This is a genomic window from Cryobacterium sp. PAMC25264 (assembly GCF_019443325.1).
Classification (GTDB): domain Bacteria; phylum Actinomycetota; class Actinomycetes; order Actinomycetales; family Microbacteriaceae; genus Cryobacterium.
Window position 1 is genome coordinate 2,472,882 of record NZ_CP080383.1, and the last position, 23,227, is coordinate 2,496,108.

Genomic DNA, 23,227 nt, shown 5'->3' on the forward strand with positions numbered 1-23,227 from the left:
GACCGCAGCAAAAAAGGAAATAGTGACCAAAAAAGGACGAAATCCGAGATTTCGTCCTTTTTTGCGACCTTTTTCCCGTTTTGCGGTCGTCGTCTAGAGCACCTTGGAGAGGAACGCCTGGGTGCGGGCGTGCCTCGGGTTCGCCAGGACCTCCGAGGGGAGGCCCGACTCGACGACGACACCGGCGTCCATGAACACCAGGGAGTCGGCGACCTCACGGGCGAAGCCCATCTCGTGGGTCACCACGATCATGGTCATGCCCTCCTTGGCCAGGCCCTTCATCACGTCGAGCACCTCGCCGACGAGCTCGGGGTCGAGCGCGCTGGTGGGCTCGTCGAAGAGCATCAGCTTGGGCTCCATGGCCAGTGCCCGGGCGATCGCCACCCGCTGCTGCTGTCCGCCGGAGAGATGCGCCGGGTAGTACTCGGCCCGGTCGGCCAGGCCCACCCGGGCCAGCAGCTCGCGCGCGCTCGACTCGACCTTCGCCTTGGGCAGGCCCTTGACACGCAGCGGCGCCTCCATGACGTTCTGCAGAGCGGTCATGTGCGGGAACAGGTTGAACCGCTGGAACACCATGCCGATGTCGCGGCGTTGCTTCGCTGCTTCCTTGGGCGCCATCTCGTAGAGCTTGCCGTTGGCTTCGCGGTAGCCGATCAGGTCACCGTCCACGCTGAGCCGGCCGGCCGAGAGCACCTCGAGGTGATTGATGCAGCGCAGGAACGTGGACTTGCCTGAGCCCGACGGCCCGACCAGGCACATGACCTCGCCGCGCTTGACCTCGAGCGTGATGCCCTTGAGCACCTCGTGCGTGCCGAAGCTCTTGGTCACTTGCTCGGCCAGCACCATCGGCGTCTCGGATGCGACGCCCCACACTGTCGTGTCGCTCATCGTGCTCCCCCGTCGCCGGGCGTGCCCGGGTTATCGGTCTTCGGCGGCGCGATCACGGTCGGCTGGCCCGCGCCCACCACAGGCAACACGCCCGTGATGACGCCGGTGCCGGTGCCCACGTCGTTCTTGTCGGTCTGCCGGTCGCCCACTCCACGGGAGAAGCGCTTCTCCAGGAAGTACTGGCCCACCATGAGGATCGAGGTGAAGAACAGGTACCAGATCGACGCCACGATGAGCAGCGGGATCGGGTTGAAGGTCTCCGCCGAGATGTCCCGCGACCGGGTGAACAGCTCGAGGCTGAACGGCACGGCCGTGACCAGCGAGGTCGTTTTCAGCATCGAGATCACCTCGTTGCCGGTCGGCGGGATGATCACCCGCATCGACTGCGGCAGGATGACCCGGGTCATCGTCTGCGACCAACTCATGCCCAGGGCGACCGAGGCCTCTTCCTGGCCCTTGTCGACCGAGAGGAGTCCGGCACGCACGATCTCGGCCATGTACGCGGCCTCGTTCAGCGCCAGACCGATGACGGCCAACGTGAAGGTGTTCAACGCCGCATTGGTGCTGAACGAGATCCACGGCGTCATGAACGGCAGGCCGATGTCGATGCTCGTGTAGATCAGCGAGATCAGGCCCCAGATGGTCAGCTGCACGTACACCGGGGTGCCGCGGAAGATCCACAGGTAGAACCAGGCCACGCTCTTGACCACCGGATTCGGTGAGAGCCGCATCACGGCCAGGATCACGCCGAGGACGATGGCGATCACCATCGAAAACACCGTCAGCTCGATCGTGACCAGCGCGGCCATCGAGATGCGCCGGTCGAAGAGGTACTTGCCCACCGACGGCCAGTCGTAGGCCGGGCGGAAGGCCGCATCCACGACGAACCAGGCGAAGATCGCCACCAACAGCACGGCGAACACCACGCGCCACGGGTGCCGTAGCCGGATGGCCTTGATCGGCTCACTCGGTGCCGGTGCGCCACGCGGCGGGGTCGCCGCCGCCGCGTGGCCATTCACGTTCGTGGTGCTCATGGTCTAACCGTTCGAGGCCGCGTTGATCGTGATCGTGTCGATGCCGCCGTCGGCTACGCCCCACTGATCGAGGATCGCCGTGTAGCTTCCGTCGTCAACCATGGACTGCAGTGCGGCCTGGATGGCCTTCGAGAGCTCGGAGCCCTTGGCGACGACCATGCCGTACGGGGCCACGTCGAAGGTCTCGCCGGCCAGCTGCAGCTTGTCGCCGGTCTGCGAGATGGCGTAGAGCGTGACCGGGGAGTCGGCGCTGAGCGCATCGGCCTGGCCGAGCACGACGGCGTTCGTCGCGGCATCCTGGGTGTCGAACTTGAGCTTCTCGATGGCGGGCTTACCGGCGGCAACGCAGGCGTCGCTCTTGGCCGGAACCTCGTCGGTGTCCTCGTAGGTGGTGGCCTGCACGGCGACCTTCAGGCCGCAGGCATCGTTGGGGTCGACGTCCTTGCCCTTGGCGGATGCCCACTGGATGCCAGCGGTGTAGTAGTTGACGAAGTCGACCTGCTGCTCGCGCTCGACGGTGTCGGTGAACGACGACGAGCCCATGTCGGCCTTGCCGCCGGAGACGCTCGGGATGATGTTGTCGAACTTGGCGACCTGGAACTCGGGCTCGAGGCCGAGCTTGGCGGCGATGGCGCTGGCGATCTCGACGCCCCAGCCGATCGGGTCGCCGGCTTCGTTCTTGAACTCGTTGGGAGCGTAGGTCGGGTCGGTGCCGATGACGAGCTTGCCGGTGTCGGCCACCTCGGCGGGCACCATGGCCGCCGCGGCGTCGTCCTTCGCGATCGCAGGGGCGGTGCTGGCGTCGGACCCGGATGTCGCGGGCGTCGAGTTGTCGACGCAGCCGGTGAGCATCAGGGCCGCAGCGGCGGCGAGGGCGGGGAGTACGTATCTAGCGCGCATGGCACGACCTTCTTCGTAGGGTGTCGAGTTGGGATTCGACTGCTGAACGTGAACGGTTCCGACTGCAGCGAGCCTAATACACCCCCGCGCTGGGGCTATGGCTCGGCGATATCGGTTCGGGAACAGCCGCTGGACGCGTGGCAAGGTTACCGCCTTCGCAGGCGGTGGACTCCCGCGGTCTTTTCGCGAGCTGACGCTCAGCTGTTCGCGGCTGCGTTGATCGTGATCTCGGCCACGCCGCCGTCGGTGACACCCCAGGCATCAAGAATGGCCGTGTAGCTGCCGTCGACAACCATGGACTGCAGCGCTGCCTGCACGGCGGCCGTCAGGTCGGAACCCTTGGCGACGACCATGCCGTACGGAGCCTCGTCGAAGGTGGTTCCGGCCGCCTGCAACTTGTCGCCCGTCTGGGCGATCGCGTACAGCGTGACCGGGGAATCGGCGCTGAGCGCGTCGGCCTGACCGAGCACGACAGCGTTGGCCACGTCGGCCTGGGTGTCGAACTTCAGCTTGTCGATCGGCGGCTTGCCGGCGGCGACACAGGCGTCACTCTTGGCGGGCACCTCATCGGTGTCTTCATAGGTGGCGGTCTGCACCGCCACCTTCAGGCCGCAGGCGTTGTCGGGGTCGACGTCCGTGCCCGTGGCCGACGCCCACTGGATGCCGGCGTTGTAGTAGTTGACAAAATCAACCTGCTGCTCGCGCTCGACGGTGTCGGTGAAGGAGGAGGCCCCGATGTCGGCCTTGCCGCCGGCCACGCTCGGGATGATGTTGTCGAACTTGGCGACCTGGAACTCGGGCTCGAGGCCGAGCTTGGCGGCGATGCCGCTCGCGAGCTCGATGTCCCAGCCGATCGGGTCTCCGGCCTCGTTCTTGAATTCGTTCGGCGCATAGGTCGGTTCGGTGCCAATGATCAAGGTGCCACGATCGGCTACCTCGGCCGGGACCAGTGCTGCCGCCGCGTCATCCGTCGTGATCGCGGGAGCCGTGCTGACGGCGGACCCGGATGTCGCGGGCGTCGAGTTGTCGACGCATCCGGTGAGCGTCAGCGCCGCTACGGCAGCGAGGGCGGGGAGGACGTATTTAGCGCGCATGGCACAACCTTTTCGTGGGTCTCGAGGCCTCACGGGATCGAGTCGACTGAGCGGTCCGTGAATGGTTCGACTAGAGCGAGCCTGCGAATCCCTGCGCTGGGATGCGGCTCGTACGATCGCGGCTTCGGGATCAGTCGAAACGGACGCGTGTCCAGGTTATCGTGCTCCAGAGCGCACACAGCGCCCGGCCGAATCCGGCCGGGCGCTGCTCGTGCGAGCGGTGCTGCTACTTCGCGGCGTCCGCGGCGAGGGCAGCGGTGGAGAGCAGGTCGACGTAGTCGTCGATGCCCCAGGGCAGCGAGAGACCGGTGGGCGGTGACACCGAGGAGATGAAGGCCGCGCCGACCGGGGAGGCCACAGCACCGGACTGCACCTGCGGCATGACCTGGGCGTAGCCGGCTTTCAGGAACGCGTCGGACTCCTCCTGCGTGGCGCCGAAGTTGACCAGCACGTCGCTGGAGAGCTGGTCGAGCTGCTCATAGCTGAGCGTGTAGTAGAACGAGGACTCGCCGTTGGCGAGCGTGTCGACGCTCGGGGCGCTGGTGAATCCCAGGTCGGTGGCGAAGGTCACACGCGGGTCGGCATCCGTGTAGACGTAGAAGACCCCGCCGCTGTCCGAGGTCAGCGCGACGGACTTGCCGGCGAATTCGGGGTGTGCGGCAGCCTTTTCGGCGATGGTGGCGTCGATATCGCTGAGCAGCGCGGTGGCTTCGGTGGACTTGCCGAGCGCTGTGCCGGTGATGGTGATCAGGTCGCGCCAGTCGGTGGACCAGGGCGCGTCGGGATAGGCCACGACCGGGGCGATGTCGCTGAGCAACTCGTACTGCTCCTCGGTGATGCCGGAATACGCGGCGAGGATGACGTCGGGCGCGGCGGCCGCGATCTCTTCGTAGGGCGGCTCAGTGGAGTCGGAGAGCACCGTGGGCGTTTCGACGCCCTGCTCGTCGAGGGACTCGGAGATCCACGGCAGCACGCCGTTGTCGTCGCCGCCGTAGGCCTGGAACGGGATCGCGACGGGCACGACGCCGAGCGCGATGGCATCGTCGGCGCTGCCCCAGCCCCAGGCGACGACGCGGGTGGGTTCGGCGTCGATCGTGGTCTCGCCGAAGGCGTGCTCGATGGTGACGGGGAAGGAATCACCGCTTGCGCCGCCCGTCGCCGTGTCGGTGGCGGGCGTGGCGGAGCATCCGCTGAGCGTGAGGGCGGCGATGGCCGCGGCGGCGGCGAGCACGGTGGTCAGACGTCTGGGCACAGGTAACTCCGGTTCTGGAAAAGGAAGGCCGACCGTGATTAGGGTAGCCTCACCTAATATAGCGGGTCAGACCGTGCCGTGGAACCGTCCGACCGGAACGATCATCGGGGATCCGCAGACCGGGTCGGCGATGATGCGGGCGGTGAGCCCGAACGCCTCGAGGACCACGGCCTCGGTGAGCACCTCGGCGGGTGGCCCCTCGGCGATGATGCGGCCGGCGCGCATGACCACGAGCCGGTCGGCGTACCGGGCCGCGAGATTGAGGTCGTGCAGCACCATCACCACGGTGGTGCCCCGCTCGTGGTTGAGCTCGTGCAGCAGGTCGAGCACCTCGATCTGGTGGGTGACGTCGAGGAAGGTGGTGGGCTCGTCGAGTAGCAGGATGTCGGGCTTCTGGGCCAGGGCCATGGCGATCCAGACGCGTTGGCGCTGTCCGCCGGAGAGCTCCTCCATGCGCCGCGGGGCCAGCTCGAGGGTCTGGGTGGCGGCCATCGCCGCCGCCACGATGGCGTCGTCGGTGCTGGACCAGTGCCGGAACCAGCCCTGGTGCGGATAGCGTCCACGGCCGACGAGGTCGGCGACGCCGATGCCGTCGGGGGCGACGGGCTGCTGCGGCAGCAGCCCCACGATGGTGGCGACCTGCTTGCTGGGCAGGCTCGCGATATCCCGGCCGTCGAGCGTGACGGTGCCGGCCTGCGGCGGCAGCAGTCGGGCCAGTCCGCGCAGCAGGGTGGACTTGCCCGACGCGTTGGCGCCCACGATCACGGTGACCGCGCCGGGTTCGATGGCCAGGTCGAGAGAGTCGACGATACACACACCGTCGTAGCCGAGGCTGAGGCCGTTGGCGGTGAGTTCGTGGCGGGCGGATGCGGCGGGCGCGGTGATGGGGCCCGGTGCGGTGGCCTCGGTGGCGGGCTGGTCGGTGGGCTGGGGCATCAGGCTCCCTTTCCGATTCGGTTCTGGGTGGCCAGCAGCCAGAGCAGGTAGGGGGCGCCGATGGCGCCGGTGATGATGCCGGCCGGCAGGTCGAGGGCGCCCGGCAGCAGGTGCTGGGCGGTAAAGTCCGCCACCGTGGTGATGAGCACGCCGATGAGTGCGGCCGGCACCAGGGCGAGACTGCCCGTGGCGACGAGGCGACGGGCGATGGGCGCCGACACGAACGCGACGAACGCGAGTGGTCCCACGAAGGCCGTGGCGAGGGCGGCGAGGGCCACGGCGGCCACGAGCAGCGCCAGCCGGGACCGCTCGGCACGCACGCCGAGGGCGCTGGCGGTGTCGTCGCCGAGCTGGAGCATCCGCATTCGCCCCGCCAGCACGGCCACCCCGGGCAGTAGCACCGCGAGGAAGGCGGCCAGTACCGCGATCTCTGGCCACCGGGCGCCGCTGACGCTACCGACGAGCCAGGTGAGGGCGTCCTGTGCATTGCGGAGGTCGGCGCGGGAGAGCAGGTAGCCGAGCAGGCCCTGCACCATGAACGCGACGCCCACGCCGATGAGCACGAACCGGTAGCCGGCCACGCCGCCGCGCCAGGCGAGGAGGTAGATGGCGCAGGCCACCACCATCGCGCCGCCGAACGCCATGAACGAGGTGGCCACGCTGCCCAGGCCCAGCACGAGCATGCCGAACACCGCGGCGGCGCTCGCTCCCCCGGTGACACCGATGATGTCGGGGCTGGCCAGGGGGTTGCGCAGCACGGTTTGGAACAGGGCCCCGGAGACCGCGAACGCGACGCCCACCAGGATCGCCAGGGTGAGCCGCGGCAGCCGCAACTTGAAGACGATGAAGTTCTCGCTCGTGGCGCCCTGGCCCACCAGGGTGCGCAGCAGGTCGGGCACACTGAGGTTGTAGGCGCCCACCATCAGGCTCAGGGCGGCGACGAGCAGTACCAGAACGACCAGCACGAGCACCACCCGGCGTTCCCGGCGGTGCCGCACGGCCCTGGCCAGGACCAGCGGGGCGGCGGCATCCGTGCCGGGGGTCAGGTATGCGGCACCGGTGCGCGGGCCGGTGCAGACGGATGCTCCGCGGCCGGCGCTCACAGGCCGGCCAGCTTCACGCGGCGCACCAGGGCGATGAGCATCGGGGCGCCCAGGAACGCCACGACCAGGCCGGCCTCGATCTCGCCGGGCGGGGCGATCACGCGGCCGAGCACGTCCGCGGCCAGCAGCAGCACCGGGCCGAGCACCGCGGAGTAGAGCAGGATCCAGCGGTAGTCCGGTCCGGTGAAGCGGCGGGCGATGTGCGGCACGGCCAGGCCGACGAACACGATCGGGCCGGCCAGCGCGGTGGCGGAACCGCACAGCAGCACCACGGCGACGGCGCAGACGATGCGCGCCGCGACGAGGTTCTGGCCGAGGCCGCGGGCCAGGTCGTCACCGAGCGCGAGCGCGTTGAGCATCCGCCCGGCCAGGAGGCAGAGCAGCACCCCCACGCCGATGAACGGGGCCAGTTGGAGCGCCGAGCCGAGGTCGCGGGCCACCAGGGAGCCGGCCGACCAGAACCGGTACTTGTCGAAGGCCGCGGAGTCGCCGAGCAGCACGATGGTGATCAGCGAGGTGAGCGACGCGGTGAGCGCGGTGCCGGCCAGCGCCAGCTTCACCGGGGTGGCGCCCTCGCGGCCGAGTGACCCGATCACGTAGACGATCACCGCCGCGACAAAGGCGCCGGCGAAGGCGAACCAGACGTAGCCGAGGGCCGAGCTGACGCCGAACCAGGCGATGCCGGCGACGACGAAGAGCGAGGCGCCGGCGTTGACGCCCAGCAGGCCCGGGTCGGCAAGCGGGTTGCGGGTGATGCCCTGCATGAGGGCGCCGGCCAGGCCGAGGGCGAGGCCCGCGAGTAGGCCGATGGCGGTACGGGGCACGCGCAGGTCGAGTACCACGGTGTGGTCGGTGAGGCTGAGGTCGGGGCGCACCAGAGCGTCGAGCACCGTGCCCAACGGGATGTCGCGGCTGCCCACCACGAGTGACGCCGTGACCGCGAGCACCAGCAGCAGCACCGCGACCAGGAGGCCGGACAGCTGCCGGCGGCGCGGCATCCGCAAGGCTTCGCCGGGCAGGGCCGAACCACGAGCGGGCGCGCCCGTCATCCCGGCCTGTGCTGAGGTAAGCATTACCTAAGTATGACAGCCCGGCCTGGCCCGCGCCCCTTCCCGGCGGCCGCATCGCAGGCAACCCACGCCATGACTGGCCCACTTTCGCTAGTCGGATGCCCCTCCCGACTAGCAATTCCGGGCCAGTCTGGGCGGGAAGCATCCACGAGTTACGAATTGGCCTGGGCGCGCACGGATTACCCCTGCCAGCATGGAGTCATGACCGTGCCCGTGCTGCGCCTTGCCGCCTTCACCGACCCTGCCCGTTCCGATGCCTCCGCCGGGGGCAACCCGGCCGGGGTCGTGCTTGACGCGAGCGCACTCGACGACGCTGCGATGCAGGTGATCGCGGCCGAGGTCGGCTACGCCGAGACGGCCTTCGTCACGGAGCGGTCGGTCGGCGGCGATCCGCGGCACAGCCGGCTGCGCTACTTCTCCCCCGTGGCCGAGGTGCCGTTCTGCGGGCATGCCACCGTCGCCACCGCAGTGGCACTGGCCCGCCGCGACGGCGTGGGCGCCCTCACCTTCGAGACCAGCGTCGGCTCGATCACTATCCAGACCCGGGCCACGGATGCCGGCCTCACGGCGTCGTTCACGAGCGTCGACCCGCAGGTGCGCCCCATCGCACCCGAGGTGCTCGCTCGGTTGCTGGAGTTGCTCGGGGCCACCCCCTCGTCGCTGCACCCCGGGTATCCGCCCCGGCTGGCTTTCGCGGGCAATTGGCATCCGGTGCTGGTGTTCTTGTCGCCGGCCGAGTTCGACGCCTTCAGCTTCGACCCCGCGGGCATGCGCGCCCTCATGGACGAGCAGGGCTGGGCGGGTACCGTGACGACCCTGTCGGTGTTGGGAGACACCGAGTTCGAGGCGCGCAACCTGTTCCCGGTCGGCACCCTCACCGAGGACCCGGCCACCGGATCGGCCGCCGCCTCGGTGGGCGGCTACCTGCGCGAGCTCGGGCTGGTGCGCCCGCCCACCCGGGTGGTCATCCACCAGGGCCGGCACGTGAGCCGGCCGAGCCTGCTCCTGGTGGACGTGCCCGCCACCGGCGGCATCGTGGTGAGCGGCGGCGCCACGGAGATCGCCTGACCGCTCGCGGCGCAAGGTAGACCTCGTGGCGCAGGAAGAACCTCGCGGCGCAGGAAAATGGGCCACCTACCCTGCGCCACGAGGCCAAACGTGCGCCACGGCGGCCTTGCAGGGACGAGAGGCTGGCATTCCCGTCCCTCACATGCCCGCAGCACCCCTTCCGCGCCTGCATCACCACCGAACCACGCATGGACGGCCGCGCATCCCTGGCTCGCAGCACGCGAAAATGCTCGCAGCACGCGAAAATGCTCGCAGCGTGCGAAAGTGCTCGCAGCACGCGAAAGTGCTCGCAGCGTGCGAAAAGCAGCGCACTACCGCACGCTGCGAGCACTAGTGCACGCTGCGAGCACCACTGCACGCTGCGAGCACCACTGCACGCTGCCCGCTGCCCGCTGCCCGCTGCCCGCTGCGACGGTCATCCCGTGCTGCGAGACGCATCCTGCGCGAGTGGAATGCTCCGGACTAGAGCCCGGGGGCGTCCCCCGTCGCGACGGGCCGGTCGGGTAGGTTCGACCACTGCGACCAGGAGCCGGGATACAGCGCCGGAGCGAAGCCCGCGAGCGTGAGCGCCACCGCCTCGTGCGCCGCCGTCACGCCGGATCCGCAGTACACGCCCACGTCGAACCCGAAATCGGGCACTGCCCCGGCGCCACCGGATGCATCGGACCCCGCCCCCGTCTCGTCGCCATCCGCTGCGCCAGGCGCGGTTTCCGCCGGCGAAGCGGGTGCATCAGCTGACGCGAGTTCCCCGCCCCGCCCAGGAGCCGCATCCGTCCCGGTACGCGCCCGCACCCCGAGCGCCTCGAACCGCGCACGCAACTCGGCGGCCGGCAGGAAGCGTCCGTCGGCGTCGAGGTTGCCGCCCGTCGGCGCGTTCACCGCACCGGGGATGTGTCCGGCGCGGGGATCGATCGGCTCGGAGTCGCCCCGGTAGCGTTCGGCGGCGCGGGCGTCGAGGAGCACGCCGTCCTGTGCGAGCGCGGCCGCGGCATCCGCGTCGAGAGTAGGCAGCGCGCCGAAGACCAGGGTCACCGAACCCGCTGTCACCGGCTCCTCGCCCTCCACCACGGGAAGGCCGTCCGCGCGCCAGGCACCGAGCCCGCCGTCGAGCAGGCGCACGTCGCGCACACCCGCGTTCCGCAGCAACCACCAGGCGCGGGCGGACGACATGTTGCCCAGGTCGTCGTAGACCACGACGGTGTCTCCGTCGTTCAGACCCCATCCACGCGCCGCGGCCTGCAGCTCGGCCGGTGCGGGCAGCGGATGCCGACCATCCGTCGGCTCACCGTGCCCGGCAAGCTCGGTGTCGAGGTCCACGTACACGGCCCCCGGCAGGTGACCGCGGCGGAATTCCGTGCGGCCGGGAGGGCCGCCGAGCTTCCACCGCACGTCGAGGATGCGCGGGGCGGGCCCGACGACGAGGAGCGCGGCCAGATCCGCCGGCGTGATCAGAGTGTGCACCCGTTCACGTTAGCCGTAGCCGTCGGCTCGTCGCTGGGCAACCCGGCCGACCCGGACCAGGCGGACCTGGCGGGCAAAGCCGGCCAGGCCGACCTGAGGGACCCGACATCCGCTTCGACCCGGCGGAGCCCCCACCCGACATCGCGCGCCGGACCCTCAACCGACCTCGGCATCCCGCGATGCGCCGAGCCCCGCTCCGGCCGTAGACTGGACGGTTGTGAGCAGCTACTGGACCCTTCTGAAAACACCGGGCGTTGCCCGTCTCATCGGAGCCCAGCTCACCGCCCGATTCCCGTTCGGGATGCTCTCGCTGGCATTCCTGATCCACATCGAGAAGCTCTTCGATTCCTACGCCGCGGCCGGCCTCGTTCTGGCCGCCATGAGCATCGGCCAGGCCATCGCGGGCCCGCTCACCTCCCGGCTGATGGGCCGCCTGGGCATGCGCCCGGTGCTCATCGTCACCATGGTCATCTGCACCACGTCGATCGTGGCGATGGCCCTCGTTCCGCTGCCGATCGCTGGACTCATGATCATCGGCTTCATCGCCGGCCTGTCGATGCCGCCCATCCAGCCGGCCGTGCGCACCATCTACCCCAAGGTCGTCAACTCCCGCCAGCTCACCCCGCTGTTCTCCCTGGATGCCTCGGCGCAGGAGATCATCTGGGTGCTGGGCCCGGTCATCGCCACCTTCGTCGCCATCCAGGTCAGCACCACCGCGGGCATCCTGCTCGCCGCGTTCTTCCTGGTCGCCGGCGGCATCTGGTTCGTGGCGCTGCCGGAGGTGGGCCGGGTGCGCATCCCCCGCAGCCGCCGCAAGCTCGGCGTGGTGCTCAAGAAACCCGAGGTGCTGCTCAGCACCGTTGTGGGCTTCATGCTCGTCGCGGCCTGCGCCGCCGTCGAGGCCGGCGTCGTCGCCGTGTTCGGCCACGGCAGCGCCAATGCCGGCTGGGTGCTGGGCATCTTTGCCGTCGGGTCGCTCATCGGCGGGCTCGCCCTCGGGCACCTCCCGATCGGCCCGTGGGCACTGGCCAGCCGGATGCTCATCGTCACGATCGGCCTGGCCATCGCCGGCCTCTTCCTCAACTTCTGGTGGCTTTCCGCCGCGCTGCTCGTCGCCGGCATCGGCATAGCGCCGTCGTTCGCGGTCTTGTTCGGCATCGTCTCGGCGAGCGTCAAGTTCAGCGACACCGCCGAGGCCTACGGCTGGATCGGTACCGGCCAGCTCATCGGCGCGGCGCTCGGCTCGGCACTGGCCGGCTTCGCGATCGACCACTCCGGCGCCGGCTCGGCAATCTACGTCGCCGCCGGGTTCGCCGCGCTCGGCACGCTCATCCCCGCGCTCGGCCGTCGCTGGCACCCCGACCTGCGCGGACGCGACGTGAGCCCCATCCCCGACACCGAGCCCATCAGCATCCAGGTCTCCTAGTCCCCTCCCTCCCTCCCTCCCGCCCTCCCGCCCTCCCGCGAACTGTGAGTTAAGCACCCAAAAACGCCGGATTCTGGGGCTTTTCTCTCAGTTCGCGGGTGCCTGTGGAGAGATTCCGCGCGGACCGCTTCCGTTTGACATCCTCTGTGCATGTCACGACGCACCCCTCTCCCTCCCGAGCTCTTAGGCGAGCCGTTCCCGGTTGCGCTGGCCCGCAGCCTCGGCGTCACCCGGCGACGCCTCCAGGGCGCTGACCTCACCGCCCCGTTCCGGGCGGTGCGGGTCGCCGGGCCCTCCCCCAGCAGCGCGGCAACTCTCAGCCGCAGCTATGCCGAGCGGATGCCGCCCACCCACGTGATCAGCCACCACACCGCGGCCCTTCTGCTCGGGTTGCCGCTGCCCGGCTGGCTCGCCGCGGACACCCGCATCCACGTCACCGTGCCGGCCGGTACTCGGCCGCCGCAGATGACCGGGGTGATCGGACACGAGCTGCGCACCGAGCTGATGAACGTCGAGTACGTCGACGGGATCCCGGTCACCTCGCCGCTGCAGACCTGGGCGGACCTCGGCATGGTGCTGCCTCGCACCGCGCTCGTCGCCGTCGCCGATTTCCTGCTCGCCGGCGACAACCCCGCCTACTGTCGGGAGGACTTGGACCGCGTGATCCTGGGGCGTACCGGCCGCCGCGGGGTCAAACGGCTGCGTGCGGCGGCGGCCCTCGCCCGGGCCCGGGTCGAGTCGCCCAAGGAGACCGAGACCCGCCTACTCCTCTTCGATGCGGGGCTGCCCGAGCCGCTCACGAACTACGTCATCACCGACGCCGAGGGCACCTTCATCGCGCGGGTCGACCTGGCCTGGCCGCACCTGCGCGCCTGCGTCGAGTACGAGGGCGACGGGCATCGCACCGACCGCGCGCAGTTCCGCAAGGACATCACCCGCCGGGAGCGGCTCGAGGATCACGGCTGGCGGGTCATCCGGGTCACCGACGATGACCTCATGAACGGCGGCGAGGAGTTCCTGCGGCGGGTGCGCGCTATCCTCACCGCCCGCGAACCGTGAGTAAAGCACCGGAATTTCGGGATTTTTGGTGCTTTACTCACAGTTCGCGAAAATGGGGGCATGGAACATGCTCTGACGCTCAACGACGGACACGCCATCCCCCAGCTCGGACTCGGGGTCTACAAGATCCCCGACGACCTCGCCGCCGGGACCGTGCAGATCGCACTGGAGGACGGCTACCGGCACATCGACACGGCCGCGCTGTACGCCAACGAACGCGGCGTCGGCGAGGGCCTGGCCCGGGCGGCGCTGCCCCGCGACGAGGTCTTCGTCACCACCAAGGTCTGGAACGACCGGCACGGCTACGACGAGACCCTGCGCGCCTTCGACGAGAGCCTGGCCAAGCTCGGCCTCGACTACGTCGACCTCTACCTGATCCACTGGCCGGCACCCCGGCAGGACCGGTACATCGAGACCTACCGCGCGCTCGAACGCTTGCAGGCGGATGGCCGCGCCCGATCGATCGGGGTATCCAACTTCCACCCGCACCACCTCGACCGGCTCATCGCCGAGACCGACATCGTGCCGGCAGTCAACCAAATCGAACTGCATCCGTGGCTGGCGCAGGCCGAGACCCGCGCGTACAACGCCGCCCACGGCATCCTCACCGAGGCCTGGTCGCCGCTGGCCAGGGGCCGCGCGATCGGCAACGCCACCCTCGACGCCATCGGCGCCCGGCACGGCAAGTCCGCCGCACAGGTGGTCATCCGTTGGCACCTCGAGCTCGGCAACGTGGTGATTCCCAAGTCGGTGACGCCGTCGCGCATCCGGGCGAACCTCGACGTCTTCGACTTCGCCCTGGATGCGGCCGACCGAGAGGCCATCGCCGGCCTGGACGCCGGCGAACGCACCGGAAAAGACCCCGACGACCTCGACTGACCCTCGCGCCCACCCCGCGACCTGTGAGAAAAGCACGCCTCCGGGCTCGGAGGCGTGCTTAAGTCACAGTTCGCGGAAGGGGCGGGAGGGTTACCAGCGGTGGTGGATGGACTCGCGCAGCTGGCGGTCGTAGATGGACTGCACGCCTTCCATGAACTCGATGGGCAGCGCCGGCACGGCGCCGGCGGATGCGTTGCCCTCAGCCTGCTTCACCGACCGGGCGCCCGGGATCACCGAAGACACCCCGTCGATCTGCGCCACCCAGGCCAGCGCGGCCTGCGCCGGCGTGAGGCCCTCCGGCACCAGGGCGGCGAACTCCGCCGCCGCGGCCAGGCCGGTCTCGTAGTCGACACCGGAGAAGGTCTCGCCCACATCGAAGGCGCTACCGTCGCGGTTGTAGTTGCGGTGGTCGTTCTCGGCGAACACGGTCTCGCGCGTGTACTTGCCGGTGAGCAGCCCGCTGGCCAGCGGCACCCGGGCGATGATGCCCACGCCCGCGGCGCGCGCGGCCGGCACGACCTCGTCGAGCGGCTTGAGCCGGAAGGCGTTGAGAATGATCTGCACCGTCGCGATGCCCGGCCGGCTAATGGCCTCCAGGGCCTGCGAGCAGGTCTCCACGCTCACGCCGTAGTTGGCGATGACGCCGTCGTCGACGAGGGTGTCGAGGGCGTCGTAGACCTCGCCCGACTCGATCACGGCGCTCGGCGGGCAGTGCAGCTGCACCAGGTCGAGGGTCTCGGTGCCGAGGTTGCGGCGCGAGCGTTCGGTCCAGGCGCGGAAGTTGTCGAGGACGTAGTTCTCCGGCAGCTGCTCGAGGCGCCGGCCCATCTTGGTGGCCACGGTGATGTCCACGCCGGGGGCGCCGTGCTCGAGGAAGTGCCCGATGATCTGCTCGCTGCGTCCGTCGCCATAGACGTCCGCGGTGTCGAAGAAGGTGACGCCGGCATCCACGGATGCGGCGAGCACGGCGGTGGCGTCGGCCTCGGTGACGTCGCCCCAGTCGGCGCCCAGCTGCCAGGTGCCCAGTCCGATGACGGAGACGGTGCGGCCGGTTCTGCCCAGTGTTCTCTTATCCATAGGACCAGCCTAACGACGGGGCCTGACAGAACCTGGTCGACTTACCGGTTCCAGTTGTACGGCGTGGTCGTCGACACACGGAGGAGCCCGGATCGCTCCATGATCGGCCGCGAGTCCTCGGTGGAGTCGCTGTGCACGAACCTCTTGCCCAGCGCGAGCGCGGAACGGGCACGAGCGGCCGTCAGGGCACGGTAGATGCCGCGGCCGCGGTAGGCCGGGAGGGTGGCGCCGCCCCAGATGCCGACGAAGTCGGTACCGGGGACCGGTTCGAGGCGGCCTCCGCAGACGATGCGGCCGTCGGTCTCCGCCACCCACAGTTCCATTCCGTCGTCACGGGCGAGGCGCTCAAGCAGCGCCTGGGCCATCCGGGTGTCGACGGCCTCCCCGAATGCTTCGTCGACCGCCGCGCTCATGGCGCGCACGTCGGCCTCGGCGGTGACCCGCCGCAGTGTCACGTCGGCGGGGGTGGGAGCGTTGCGGCACAGTGCCTCCAGCGGGCCGATCATGATCGACTCCGGCTCGTCGGCGGAGAACCCGTTCGCCAGCAGAGCCGCGTGCAGCCCGGGCGCCCGGTCGTGACCACGGCTCTTCCACTCCACGGTCCTGATCTCCCGGTCGGCCCGGAAGTGCTCCAGCGCCGCCGCCACCAGACCCGCGATAGCCGGTGCGTCGGCGCCGTCGAGATCCTGGTAGGTGATGAAGCCTCGCCCTCCAGCGAAGGTCACCAACCGGAGCGGACCCAGTCGGGCGACGCTGAGCGCGCTGGGCGTTTCGGCATCGGTGCGGAGTTGAGCGTCGTAGGCCTGCAGGTAATCCGTGGCACGTGTCATCGGATCCATGCTGGCAGCACCGCGGTTCCCCGGCAACTCGGTCCCGTTCCCTCGGTCGAGGCGCCGTTCACGGCCCAGACAAGCGGCCCGGGCACTCGTGACGTCTCAGCCCGAAACCTCGGCCGGCGTCGGACCGCCCGAGGTGCCCGTCACCGGTCCGGGCGCACCGTCGATCACCCGCACCAGAACCTTGGCGATGCGGCTGCGCACGATGTGGTCGTTGGCCTCAACCCGGTGAGTGGTGACGTGCCGCATCCGCTCGACCACCCGGAGGCTGCCGGGCGCGACGAAGGCATCAAGCGCACCGTAGATCAGGTCGACGGGCACGTGCAGACTGGCGATGTCGCTCACCATGGTCTGCGACTCGATGCAGTGCTCGAGTGACTTCACGAACGGTGTCCAGTTCTCCGCGGTGAGCTCAAGGATCCCCTTGGGCAGCAGGCGCGCCAGCACGGCGGCGTTGGCGAGGGTGAAGTCCTTGTTCGCCCGCAGGAACTCGTACGCGCGCAGGTACGCGGTGACCCTGGCGCGCACCCAGGGGTCGCCGATGTCGGTGGGCGAGAGGTAGATCGGCGGGCCCACCAGGACCAGCCGGGAGACCCGGCTGCCCGACGGCGAGAACCAGCGGCGCTCGGAGGCGTAGCGGGTGGCGATGAGGCTGCCCAGCGAGTGCCCGACGAGCACGAACGGCTGGCGCAGCCTGAGGTGCTGGATGGTCGCGGCGAGCGCGGCGACGTGATCGTCGAGGGTGTATTCGCAGCCGGCCGGTTTCGGAGACGCCCCATGGCCGAGGATGTCGACGGTGATCACCCGGTGATTCGGGGCGAGCAACGGAACGACCTTGCGAAAGGTGACCGCGGTGGAGGCGATGCCGTGCACCAGGATCACGACCGGGCCGGAGCCGGTGTCGGAGTGGATGTTCAGACGCGGGGCCCGGCGCCGACGGAACCATCCCGTCGGCGCCGGCCCCTCACCCTCGCTGGGCGGCATCAGGCGGCGTCTGCTCCGCTCTGTCTAGCGCAACTCTTCCTTGTAGTCGTTCTTGGCCTTCGTGGCGTCACGCTCGGCTTCGGCGCGCTTCACGTCACCCTCGGCCTTCTTGACCTCGGCGTCCGCCTGGACCTCGTCAACCTTGTCGGAGACGCGCTCCTTGGCGTCTTCGGCGGCGCGTCCGATCTTCTGGCCGGTGGCCGCGAGGGCATCTTTGGCGTCGTCTGCGAATCCCATGGTTCCTCCTAGAACACGAACTGAATCGGTGATCGGGCATCGGCGCCGCACGTTTTCGGCGCCACGTCGAGCGTACGATGCCCGCCCGGACCGAGACTCGATTGTGATCCGACTCCCAGAATCCACCCAGATTCCGGATGCGGCCCGACCCTACAGTGGGGCCATGAGCCACACCCCGGAGACAGCCAGCCCGGCCACCAGCAGCACCGACCGCGCCCGCCCGCGACGCCGTAGCCCCCGCCTCGGCCTGGCCGCCGGGGTCATCCTCGCGGCCGTTCTCCTGGCCGGTTGCACGTCCTCAGGCTCCGACAGCCTGAGCGCCCAGTCCGCCGAGTCGATGGATGCCGGCACCGCGCCCGGTCAGCTCGTCGCGCCCGGCGAGGCCGCCGCCGGGGACGCGGCCAGCGCCGACCGGTCCGTGATCACGACCGGCTCGGTGTCGGTGACCGTGGAGGACCCGATCGGCTCGGCCGAGGCCGCCGTCACCATCGTCGAGGAGGCCGGCGGCCGGGTCGACTCTCGCACCGAGAACCCCAAGACCGAGAACCAGGCCGCCAGCGCCAACCTGTCGCTGCGCATCCCCGCCGGCGACCTCGACCGCACCCTCGACGAACTCCGCGCTCTGGGCACCGTCAACTACGTGTCGCTGAACGCCTCCGACGTCACCCAGCAGAGCCAGGACCTCGACGCTCGCATCACCGCGCTGAGCACCTCCGTCGACCGGCTGCTGGCGCTCATGACGCAGGCCACGAGCACCACCGACCTGGTCGCCATCGAAGGCGAGCTCTCCACCCGGCAGGCCGAGCTGGAGAGCATGCGCTCGCAGCGTGACTACCTCAGCGACCAGGTCGAGTACTCCACCGTGAGCCTCGAGCTGTACTCCACGGGTACCGTCGCCCCCGGTGCCCCGGACAACTTCTGGACCGGCATCGTGGCCGGCTGGGACACCCTCGTGGTGGCGCTCGGCGGCCTCCTGGTGGGCATCGGATTCGCCCTACCGTGGCTGGCGATCCTCGCCGTCTTCGGCGGGATCGTGTTTCTCATCGTGCGCCTGTTCACCCGCAAGGGAAAGGCTACGTAGGCTTGCAGGTGTGACAGAATCTTCCCGTCCCGCTGCATCCTCCCCCGCCGCCCCACCGGCGCTGCTCGACGACGAACTCCTGGCCCGCATCCGCTCGCGCGCAGCGGCGCACGACGCCGCCAACACCTTCCCGTTCGACGACGTCACCGAACTCGCCGAGGCCGGTTATCTGCGCGCCCTGGTGCCCACCCGGTTCGGCGGGCTCGGCCTCACCCTGCCGCAGCTGGCCGCCGAGCAGGCCCGGCTCGCCGCACATGCCCCGGCCACTGCGCTGGCCATCAACATGCACCTGGTCTGGACCGGCGTGGCCAAAGCCATGCACGACCGAGGCGACAGCGCCCTCGACTTCGTCCTCACCGAGGCCGCAGCGGGCGCCATCTTCGGTTTCGGCGTCAGCGAACCCGGCAACGATCTGGTGCTGTTCGGGTCGGGCACGGATGCCGCACCCCAGCCCGACGGCGGCTACCGGTTCACCGGCACCAAGGTGTTCACCTCGCTCTCCCCTGTCTGGACCAGCCTGGGCACCATGGGCCTGGACACCAGCGACCCCGGTCGGCCTCTCATCGTCTGGGCGTTCCTCGACCGCGCTGAGGCGGGCATCACCCGGTCCGACGACTGGGACACGCTGGGCATGCGCGGCAGCCAGAGCCAGACCACCCGGCTCGACGCGGCGTATGCGCCCCCTCACCGGGTGGTGCGGAAGCTCCCGCCCGGCCCGGTGGCCGACCCACTGATCTTCGGCATCTTCGCCACCTTCGAGATCCTGCTCGCCGCCGTGTACACGGGCCTGGCGCAGCGGGCGATCGAGCTGGGCGTCGAGGCGGCGAAGCGTCGCCACTCGGCCAAGAACGACGGCCGATCGCTCAGCCAGGATCCCGACATCCGTCGCCGCATCGCGCAGGCGGCGATGCTGCTGGACGCCCTGTACCCGCAGATCGACACCCTCGCCCGCGACGTCGACGCCCTCGTCGACCACGGCCCGTTCTGGTTCGCCCGGCTCTCCGGCCTGAAGCACCGTGCCGTGGAGAGCGCCAAGGAGGTCGTCGACCTCATGGTGCGCGTGAACGGCGGGGCCAGCTATTTCACCGGCGACGAGCTCGGCCGGCTCTACCGCGACGTGCTGGCCGGGCTGTTCCACCCGTCCAACTCCGACTCAGCCCACGCCACCGTCGCCGCCGCCTGGCTCGGTCCCCTCGATGAGTGACCGCGCCCACCCCATCCCCACCCGCATCCCCGACCCTCGAAGTGTAGAAGTTGTCCCGTTGACTGCAGTTCCCCCCCCCGCCCGTGACCACCCCCGCGGTGACCCCCACCCCCACCGAACCGGTGAACGTCGCCCGCACCCCCTACCGGGCGCCGCACCCCACGACTCCGCGACCGGTCACCACGAGCATCCCGATCCTGCGCGCCGACGCCAGCGGCATCGCCGCCGTGCGGGCCTACGAGGATGCGCCGAGCACCTCCACGATCGCCGTTCCGGTGATCGACATCGCCGCGTACACCCGCTCGGTGCTCGACCTCACGATGCGGTTGGCGGAGGTGATCTTCGCGTCGGGCGCCGGCGCCGAGGACGCCACCGCGGCCATGCACGCGCTCACCCGCGCCTACGGGCTGCGCGGCACCGACGCCAACATCACGCACACCATCATCACCCTCACCCACGAGGACCAGTCCACGCACGAGGCCATCTCGCGCAGCCGCGACGTGAAATACCGCACCCTCAACTACGCCAAGCTCACCGCCACCTCCGAGCTCATCGCCGATCTCATCGAGGAGCCCACGGATGTCGCCGAGGCCCGCAAGCGCCTGGCCACCATCGTCTCCTCCAAGCCGCAGGTGCCGCCGCTCTACCGCCGGTTCGGCTGGAGCCTGGTCGGCGCCGGCGCGGCCGCGCTGATCGGCGGTGGCCCGATCGTGATCCTGGCCGCCTTCGTCGCCGCGTTCGTGATCGACCTGCTCACCACCGCGCTCGACAACCGGCGGGTGCCGTTGTTCTACCAGACCGTCGTCGGCGGGGCCATCGGGCCGCTCTTCGCCGCGTTCGTGCCCCTGGTCGACCCCACCGCCACCCCGTCGCTCGTCGTCGTGGCCACGATCATCATGCTCCTGGCCGGGTCACCACCTTCGGCGCCGTGCACGACACCCTGTCCGGGTTCTATCTCACCGGCACCGCGCGGTTGATCGAGGCGTTGCTGATCACCGGCGGCCTGGTCGCCGGGGTCGCCGGATCCTCGCTGCTGCTGGCCCGGTTCGGCCTCGATCTGCGCATCAACGCCGACGTCTCCCCCACCCTGAGCAACCTCGCTATCCAGCTGGTCGCCGCCGTGGTGATCGTGATCGGGTTCGGCCTGGCCACCCAGGTGCCCTGGCGCGCGGTCTGGGTGGTGTCCCTGCTCGGTGCCGTGGCCGAGGCCATCTACCTCGGCGCCACGAGCTCAGGGTTCGGGCTGGTCTGGTCCTCCGGAGCGGCCGCGATGGGGGCAGGGCTGCTCGCCGCGGTCGGCGCGCGTATCGTGCGCACCCCGCCGCTGGTGATCATCGTGTGCGCCCTGGTACCGCTGGTGCCGGGTCTCGCACTGTTCCGTGGGTTGCTGCAGATGTCCGACGGTGACATCAACGGGCTGCTCAACCTGCTCACCGCCGGCGCGATCGCCGTGGCCCTGGCGGCCAGCGCCATCCTGGCACAGCTGATCGTGCAGTACGTGTGGGGTCCGGGCCGGCGCCTGCAGCGCCGCTTCGTCGGTCCGCTCATGGCCCTGCCCGTGCGGCTGGGCCGCAACCCCGGCCCAGGCACCCGCATCTAACCCCGGCCAGGGCGCACAAGGGCGTCGCACGGCTGCGCATCCGCGATGCCGTGCGACGCTCACCTGCCGCGTGACTCAGGTCGACTAGTTGGGAACTTCGCCCTCGGCGGTCTCGTCGCTGACGTCTTCGTCGACGAAACGGTACGGGATCGGCTCCTCCGTTTCCCGGCCCTTCTTGTAGGTGCGGGTGATCTTCTGGCCGTCCTCGACGGCCTCGAGCACCACGACGTCCTGGTGTTCTCCGTTGGCGAAGTGCAGTTCCACCTCGGTGCCCGCCGCGATCACGTTCGGACCGAACAGCACTGCTTTGTATGTTCCCTGTGAGCTCATGATCTCCCGGCTCTCCTGCGCCTTCCCGTCCCACTGACGAGGCGCCTCATCGCAGACAGCCTACGTCGACACGATCAAAAGGCACAGGGCACGCGCAGCGCGCCTTGGGATACCGCTCAGGATGCCGCTCGGGCAGTCGCCGAGGCCGTCCCGCCGCGTCGAGATGCTCTTTGTCCCGAACCCGCGTAGGGTCAAAGCATCCGGCCGCACGGCCGGGTCCGAAGGAGTACACATGGCTGACAAATCACCCAAGAAGGATGCGACCAAGAAGGTCGCCGGCAAGTCGCTCAAGGAAAAGCGCGCCGACAAGCAGGCCAAGTCCGCTGAGACCGAGAAGGCTCGCAAGCGCTGACCACTTCCGGCCGGGCGCATCCGCCCGACCCGCCAGACTCACCGGTGTCGCCCGTTTTCGGGCGGCACCGGTTTTTCTCGCCCGGTCTGCCGGACGGCCCGGTTCCGGTCCGCGGCGGCTCAGACCACGAACCGCACCCCGGCCGCCACCGCTCCGCCGCCCGGTATGTCGTCGGCCCGCACCGCGAAGATCTCGGCGCCCGACAGAAGCGCCCGGCGCAGGATCTCGTCGACCACGCCATACGTCACGGCGTCCTCGGTGTCGCTGAGGGTGATCGCCCCGGTCTGCTCGTCGACCACCCCGGGCACGCTCCGGTCGATGTCCACGAAGAGAGTCTCGACGGCGCCGTAGGTGGCCGCCCTGGCCACGTCGCTGAGGTCGGTGACGGCGCGGCCGTGCGCGGCCCGGCTAGCCATCCGGTCTTTGAGGGTTTCGAGTTCGACCGCGTAGCGCTGGTCCAGGATCCCCCGCGCCGCCCGGCCGAGCTCCTCGTCCGGAGTCTCCTCGGGGTTACCGGCGATGATGCCCTCGGTGAGATTGGGGTAGCTGTTCACCGACGGGTAGATGCCCGCAAGGGGTTCGGCGGCGGCGAGCACCAAGGGCAGGTCGAGTCCGCTGAGCACCGGGCGGAGCGCCCGGTCGATGGCCCTGGCGTACTGGCGCATCCGCACCTTCTGACCTTCGCTGCCCTGGATGCGCCCGTTCATGCTGTGGCCGTCCTGGCTGCGGCCGCTGATCGACGGCAGGCCCACCGAACTGGCCACGTCGCTGGGCAGACCCGGCACGGGCACCGCGTAGACGGGGCCCTCTGCGCTGATCTCGAGCAGCCGCACGGAGTTCTGCGCCAGGGCGAGCACGAACGCCGCCTGCGGGAAGGTGACCGCTCGCAGCAACGGCTTGAGATAGAACCGGTCGGAGACCTCCAGGGCGCCGCTGAGCCGGTTGGGCAGCCGGAACGTACGCACACTGGTGGGCGTGGCGAAAATGGCCAGGCTGTACGACAGGGACCGCCAGAAGTCGGAGTCTTCGACAAGGTCCCCCAGGGTCTCCTGCACGGCCTCGATGACGCTCTTGTCGGTGTTCGCGTCGCGCAGCTGCTGCACCGTCTCGGCGAGCCGGTTCTTCAGCTCCACCCGGGCTTTATCCGAATCCTGCGGCAGCGGGGTGGTGCTGAGGTAAACCGAGACGCACGGATGCTGCCGCACCGCGGCCAGGGTATCGACGTCGTCTCGGGTAGGTATATCGGTGTGCAGCACGACCAGGCTCCTTCGATTGGCGAGAGTGTGCCCACGTGCCGTCCCCCTGCTCGACGAACTACTCGACTCCTCTGCTCGACCGTGAGCGTCTTACCCGGCC

Annotated in this window: 23 protein-coding genes; 8 read left to right on the plus strand and 15 right to left on the minus strand. The window is 69.8% G+C overall.

Annotated elements, in window-relative coordinates:
* Nucleotides 1-93: 93 nt before the first annotated feature.
* The 8 genes from KY500_RS11415 to KY500_RS11450 all read right to left on the minus strand — a co-directional run bounded on the left by KY500_RS11415 (nt 94) and on the right by KY500_RS11450 (nt 8,280).
* The gene (locus tag KY500_RS11415; protein WP_219903415.1) at nt 94-846 is read right to left on the minus strand and encodes an amino acid ABC transporter ATP-binding protein; all 753 of its coding nucleotides are present in this window, start codon (nt 844-846) and stop codon (nt 94-96) included.
* 38 nt (nt 847-884) lie between these two features.
* Entirely contained in the window at nt 885-1,922 is a 1,038-nt protein-coding gene (locus KY500_RS11420; protein ID WP_219900683.1) for an amino acid ABC transporter permease, read from the minus strand.
* 3 nt (nt 1,923-1,925) lie between these two features.
* The gene (locus KY500_RS11425) at nt 1,926-2,822 is read right to left on the minus strand and encodes an ABC transporter substrate-binding protein (RefSeq protein ID WP_219900684.1); all 897 of its coding nucleotides are present in this window, start codon (nt 2,820-2,822) and stop codon (nt 1,926-1,928) included.
* Between the two features lie 197 nt (nt 2,823-3,019).
* Nucleotides 3,020-3,916 (minus strand): ABC transporter substrate-binding protein, encoded by an 897-nt coding sequence (locus KY500_RS11430; RefSeq protein ID WP_219900685.1) that lies wholly within the window; start codon nt 3,914-3,916, stop codon nt 3,020-3,022.
* 226 nt (nt 3,917-4,142) lie between these two features.
* Nucleotides 4,143-5,168: an iron-siderophore ABC transporter substrate-binding protein gene (locus KY500_RS11435; protein WP_219900686.1), complete on the minus strand. Its 1,026-nt coding sequence runs from the start codon at nt 5,166-5,168 to the stop codon at nt 4,143-4,145.
* Between the two features lie 66 nt (nt 5,169-5,234).
* Complete coding sequence (locus KY500_RS11440) at nt 5,235-6,104, minus strand: ABC transporter ATP-binding protein (RefSeq protein ID WP_219900687.1); 870 nt, start codon at nt 6,102-6,104, stop codon at nt 5,235-5,237.
* Complete coding sequence (locus KY500_RS11445; RefSeq protein WP_255579216.1) at nt 6,104-7,207, minus strand: iron chelate uptake ABC transporter family permease subunit; 1,104 nt, start codon at nt 7,205-7,207, stop codon at nt 6,104-6,106. The genes KY500_RS11440 and KY500_RS11445 overlap by 1 nt, the downstream gene beginning before the upstream one ends.
* Complete coding sequence (locus KY500_RS11450; RefSeq protein WP_255579217.1) at nt 7,204-8,280, minus strand: iron ABC transporter permease; 1,077 nt, start codon at nt 8,278-8,280, stop codon at nt 7,204-7,206. The genes KY500_RS11445 and KY500_RS11450 overlap by 4 nt, the downstream gene beginning before the upstream one ends.
* Nucleotides 8,281-8,478: 198 nt before the next feature.
* Between KY500_RS11450 and KY500_RS11455 the strand changes: the two genes are divergently transcribed.
* On the plus strand, nt 8,479-9,345 hold the full coding sequence (locus KY500_RS11455) for a PhzF family phenazine biosynthesis protein (RefSeq protein ID WP_219900688.1): 867 nt from the start codon (nt 8,479-8,481) through the stop codon (nt 9,343-9,345).
* Nucleotides 9,346-9,807: 462 nt separating this feature from the next.
* Here the strand turns inward: KY500_RS11455 and KY500_RS11460 are convergent, their stop codons facing one another.
* Nucleotides 9,808-10,806, minus strand: a complete 999-nt coding sequence (locus KY500_RS11460) for a sulfurtransferase (protein ID WP_370626802.1) — start codon at nt 10,804-10,806, stop codon at nt 9,808-9,810.
* Between the two features lie 217 nt (nt 10,807-11,023).
* Here KY500_RS11460 and KY500_RS11465 point away from each other — a divergent pair, with 217 nt between their 5' ends.
* The 3 genes from KY500_RS11465 (at nt 11,024) to KY500_RS11475 (ending at nt 14,170) form a co-directional block, all read left to right on the plus strand.
* Entirely contained in the window at nt 11,024-12,232 is a 1,209-nt protein-coding gene (locus KY500_RS11465; protein ID WP_219900689.1) for an MFS transporter, read from the plus strand.
* 150 nt (nt 12,233-12,382) lie between these two features.
* Nucleotides 12,383-13,291, plus strand: coding sequence for an endonuclease domain-containing protein (locus tag KY500_RS11470; RefSeq protein ID WP_219900690.1), 909 nt, complete (start codon nt 12,383-12,385; stop codon nt 13,289-13,291).
* A 60-nt stretch (nt 13,292-13,351) separates the two neighbouring features.
* The gene (locus KY500_RS11475) at nt 13,352-14,170 is read left to right on the plus strand and encodes an aldo/keto reductase (RefSeq protein WP_219900691.1); all 819 of its coding nucleotides are present in this window, start codon (nt 13,352-13,354) and stop codon (nt 14,168-14,170) included.
* A 90-nt stretch (nt 14,171-14,260) separates the two neighbouring features.
* Here KY500_RS11475 and KY500_RS11480 read toward each other — a convergent pair whose 3' ends face one another.
* The 4 genes from KY500_RS11480 to KY500_RS11495 all read right to left on the minus strand — a co-directional run bounded on the left by KY500_RS11480 (nt 14,261) and on the right by KY500_RS11495 (nt 17,304).
* On the minus strand, nt 14,261-15,247 hold the full coding sequence (locus KY500_RS11480) for an aldo/keto reductase (protein WP_219900692.1): 987 nt from the start codon (nt 15,245-15,247) through the stop codon (nt 14,261-14,263).
* 41 nt (nt 15,248-15,288) lie between these two features.
* A complete protein-coding gene (locus KY500_RS11485) occupies nt 15,289-16,077 on the minus strand; it encodes a GNAT family N-acetyltransferase (RefSeq protein ID WP_219900693.1) in 789 nt (262 codons plus the stop codon).
* A 105-nt stretch (nt 16,078-16,182) separates the two neighbouring features.
* The gene (locus KY500_RS11490) at nt 16,183-17,067 is read right to left on the minus strand and encodes an alpha/beta fold hydrolase (RefSeq protein ID WP_219900694.1); all 885 of its coding nucleotides are present in this window, start codon (nt 17,065-17,067) and stop codon (nt 16,183-16,185) included.
* A 24-nt stretch (nt 17,068-17,091) separates the two neighbouring features.
* Nucleotides 17,092-17,304 carry a hypothetical protein gene (locus KY500_RS11495; RefSeq protein ID WP_219900695.1) on the minus strand — a complete coding sequence of 71 codons (213 nt, stop codon included), beginning with the start codon at nt 17,302-17,304 and terminating at the stop codon, nt 17,092-17,094.
* A gap of 163 nt (nt 17,305-17,467) precedes the next feature.
* On the opposite strand from KY500_RS11495, the gene KY500_RS11500 reads away from it, so the two are divergent.
* The 4 genes from KY500_RS11500 to KY500_RS11515 all read left to right on the plus strand — a co-directional run bounded on the left by KY500_RS11500 (nt 17,468) and on the right by KY500_RS11515 (nt 21,189).
* Nucleotides 17,468-18,385, plus strand: a complete 918-nt coding sequence (locus KY500_RS11500) for a DUF4349 domain-containing protein (RefSeq protein ID WP_219900696.1) — start codon at nt 17,468-17,470, stop codon at nt 18,383-18,385.
* 10 nt (nt 18,386-18,395) lie between these two features.
* Nucleotides 18,396-19,589, plus strand: coding sequence for an acyl-CoA dehydrogenase family protein (locus tag KY500_RS11505; protein WP_219900697.1), 1,194 nt, complete (start codon nt 18,396-18,398; stop codon nt 19,587-19,589).
* Between the two features lie 83 nt (nt 19,590-19,672).
* Entirely contained in the window at nt 19,673-20,566 is an 894-nt protein-coding gene (locus tag KY500_RS11510; RefSeq protein WP_219900698.1) for a threonine/serine exporter ThrE family protein, read from the plus strand.
* Nucleotides 20,518-21,189 carry a threonine/serine exporter family protein gene (locus KY500_RS11515; RefSeq protein WP_219900699.1) on the plus strand — a complete coding sequence of 224 codons (672 nt, stop codon included), beginning with the start codon at nt 20,518-20,520 and terminating at the stop codon, nt 21,187-21,189. Before KY500_RS11510 ends, KY500_RS11515 begins: the two co-directional genes overlap by 49 nt.
* Before the next feature lie 84 nt (nt 21,190-21,273).
* Here the strand turns inward: KY500_RS11515 and KY500_RS11520 are convergent, their stop codons facing one another.
* Nucleotides 21,274-21,492: a hypothetical protein gene (locus KY500_RS11520; RefSeq protein ID WP_219900700.1), complete on the minus strand. Its 219-nt coding sequence runs from the start codon at nt 21,490-21,492 to the stop codon at nt 21,274-21,276.
* 498 nt (nt 21,493-21,990) lie between these two features.
* Nucleotides 21,991-23,127 carry a hypothetical protein gene (locus tag KY500_RS11525; protein WP_219900701.1) on the minus strand — a complete coding sequence of 379 codons (1,137 nt, stop codon included), beginning with the start codon at nt 23,125-23,127 and terminating at the stop codon, nt 21,991-21,993.
* Nucleotides 23,128-23,227 lie beyond the last annotated feature (100 nt).

Coding starts and splice junctions, on each gene's coding strand:
- KY500_RS11495 (WP_219900695.1), bottom strand. CDS start 17,304: ATGGGATTCGCAGACGACGCCAAAGATGCCCTCGCGGCCACCGGCCAG.
- KY500_RS11440 (WP_219900687.1), bottom strand. CDS start 6,104: ATGCCCCAGCCCACCGACCAGCCCGCCACCGAGGCCACCGCACCGGGC.
- KY500_RS11450 (WP_255579217.1), bottom strand. CDS start 8,280: ATGCTTACCTCAGCACAGGCCGGGATGACGGGCGCGCCCGCTCGTGGT.
- KY500_RS11485 (WP_219900693.1), bottom strand. CDS start 16,077: ATGACACGTGCCACGGATTACCTGCAGGCCTACGACGCTCAACTCCGC.
- KY500_RS11500 (WP_219900696.1), top strand. CDS start 17,468: ATGAGCCACACCCCGGAGACAGCCAGCCCGGCCACCAGCAGCACCGAC.
- KY500_RS11490 (WP_219900694.1), bottom strand. CDS start 17,067: ATGCCGCCCAGCGAGGGTGAGGGGCCGGCGCCGACGGGATGGTTCCGT.
- KY500_RS11480 (WP_219900692.1), bottom strand. CDS start 15,247: ATGGATAAGAGAACACTGGGCAGAACCGGCCGCACCGTCTCCGTCATC.
- KY500_RS11475 (WP_219900691.1), top strand. CDS start 13,352: ATGGAACATGCTCTGACGCTCAACGACGGACACGCCATCCCCCAGCTC.
- KY500_RS11430 (WP_219900685.1), bottom strand. CDS start 3,916: ATGCGCGCTAAATACGTCCTCCCCGCCCTCGCTGCCGTAGCGGCGCTG.
- KY500_RS11455 (WP_219900688.1), top strand. CDS start 8,479: ATGACCGTGCCCGTGCTGCGCCTTGCCGCCTTCACCGACCCTGCCCGT.
- KY500_RS11425 (WP_219900684.1), bottom strand. CDS start 2,822: ATGCGCGCTAGATACGTACTCCCCGCCCTCGCCGCCGCTGCGGCCCTG.
- KY500_RS11415 (WP_219903415.1), bottom strand. CDS start 846: ATGGTGCTGGCCGAGCAAGTGACCAAGAGCTTCGGCACGCACGAGGTG.
- KY500_RS11470 (WP_219900690.1), top strand. CDS start 12,383: ATGTCACGACGCACCCCTCTCCCTCCCGAGCTCTTAGGCGAGCCGTTC.
- KY500_RS11420 (WP_219900683.1), bottom strand. CDS start 1,922: ATGAGCACCACGAACGTGAATGGCCACGCGGCGGCGGCGACCCCGCCG.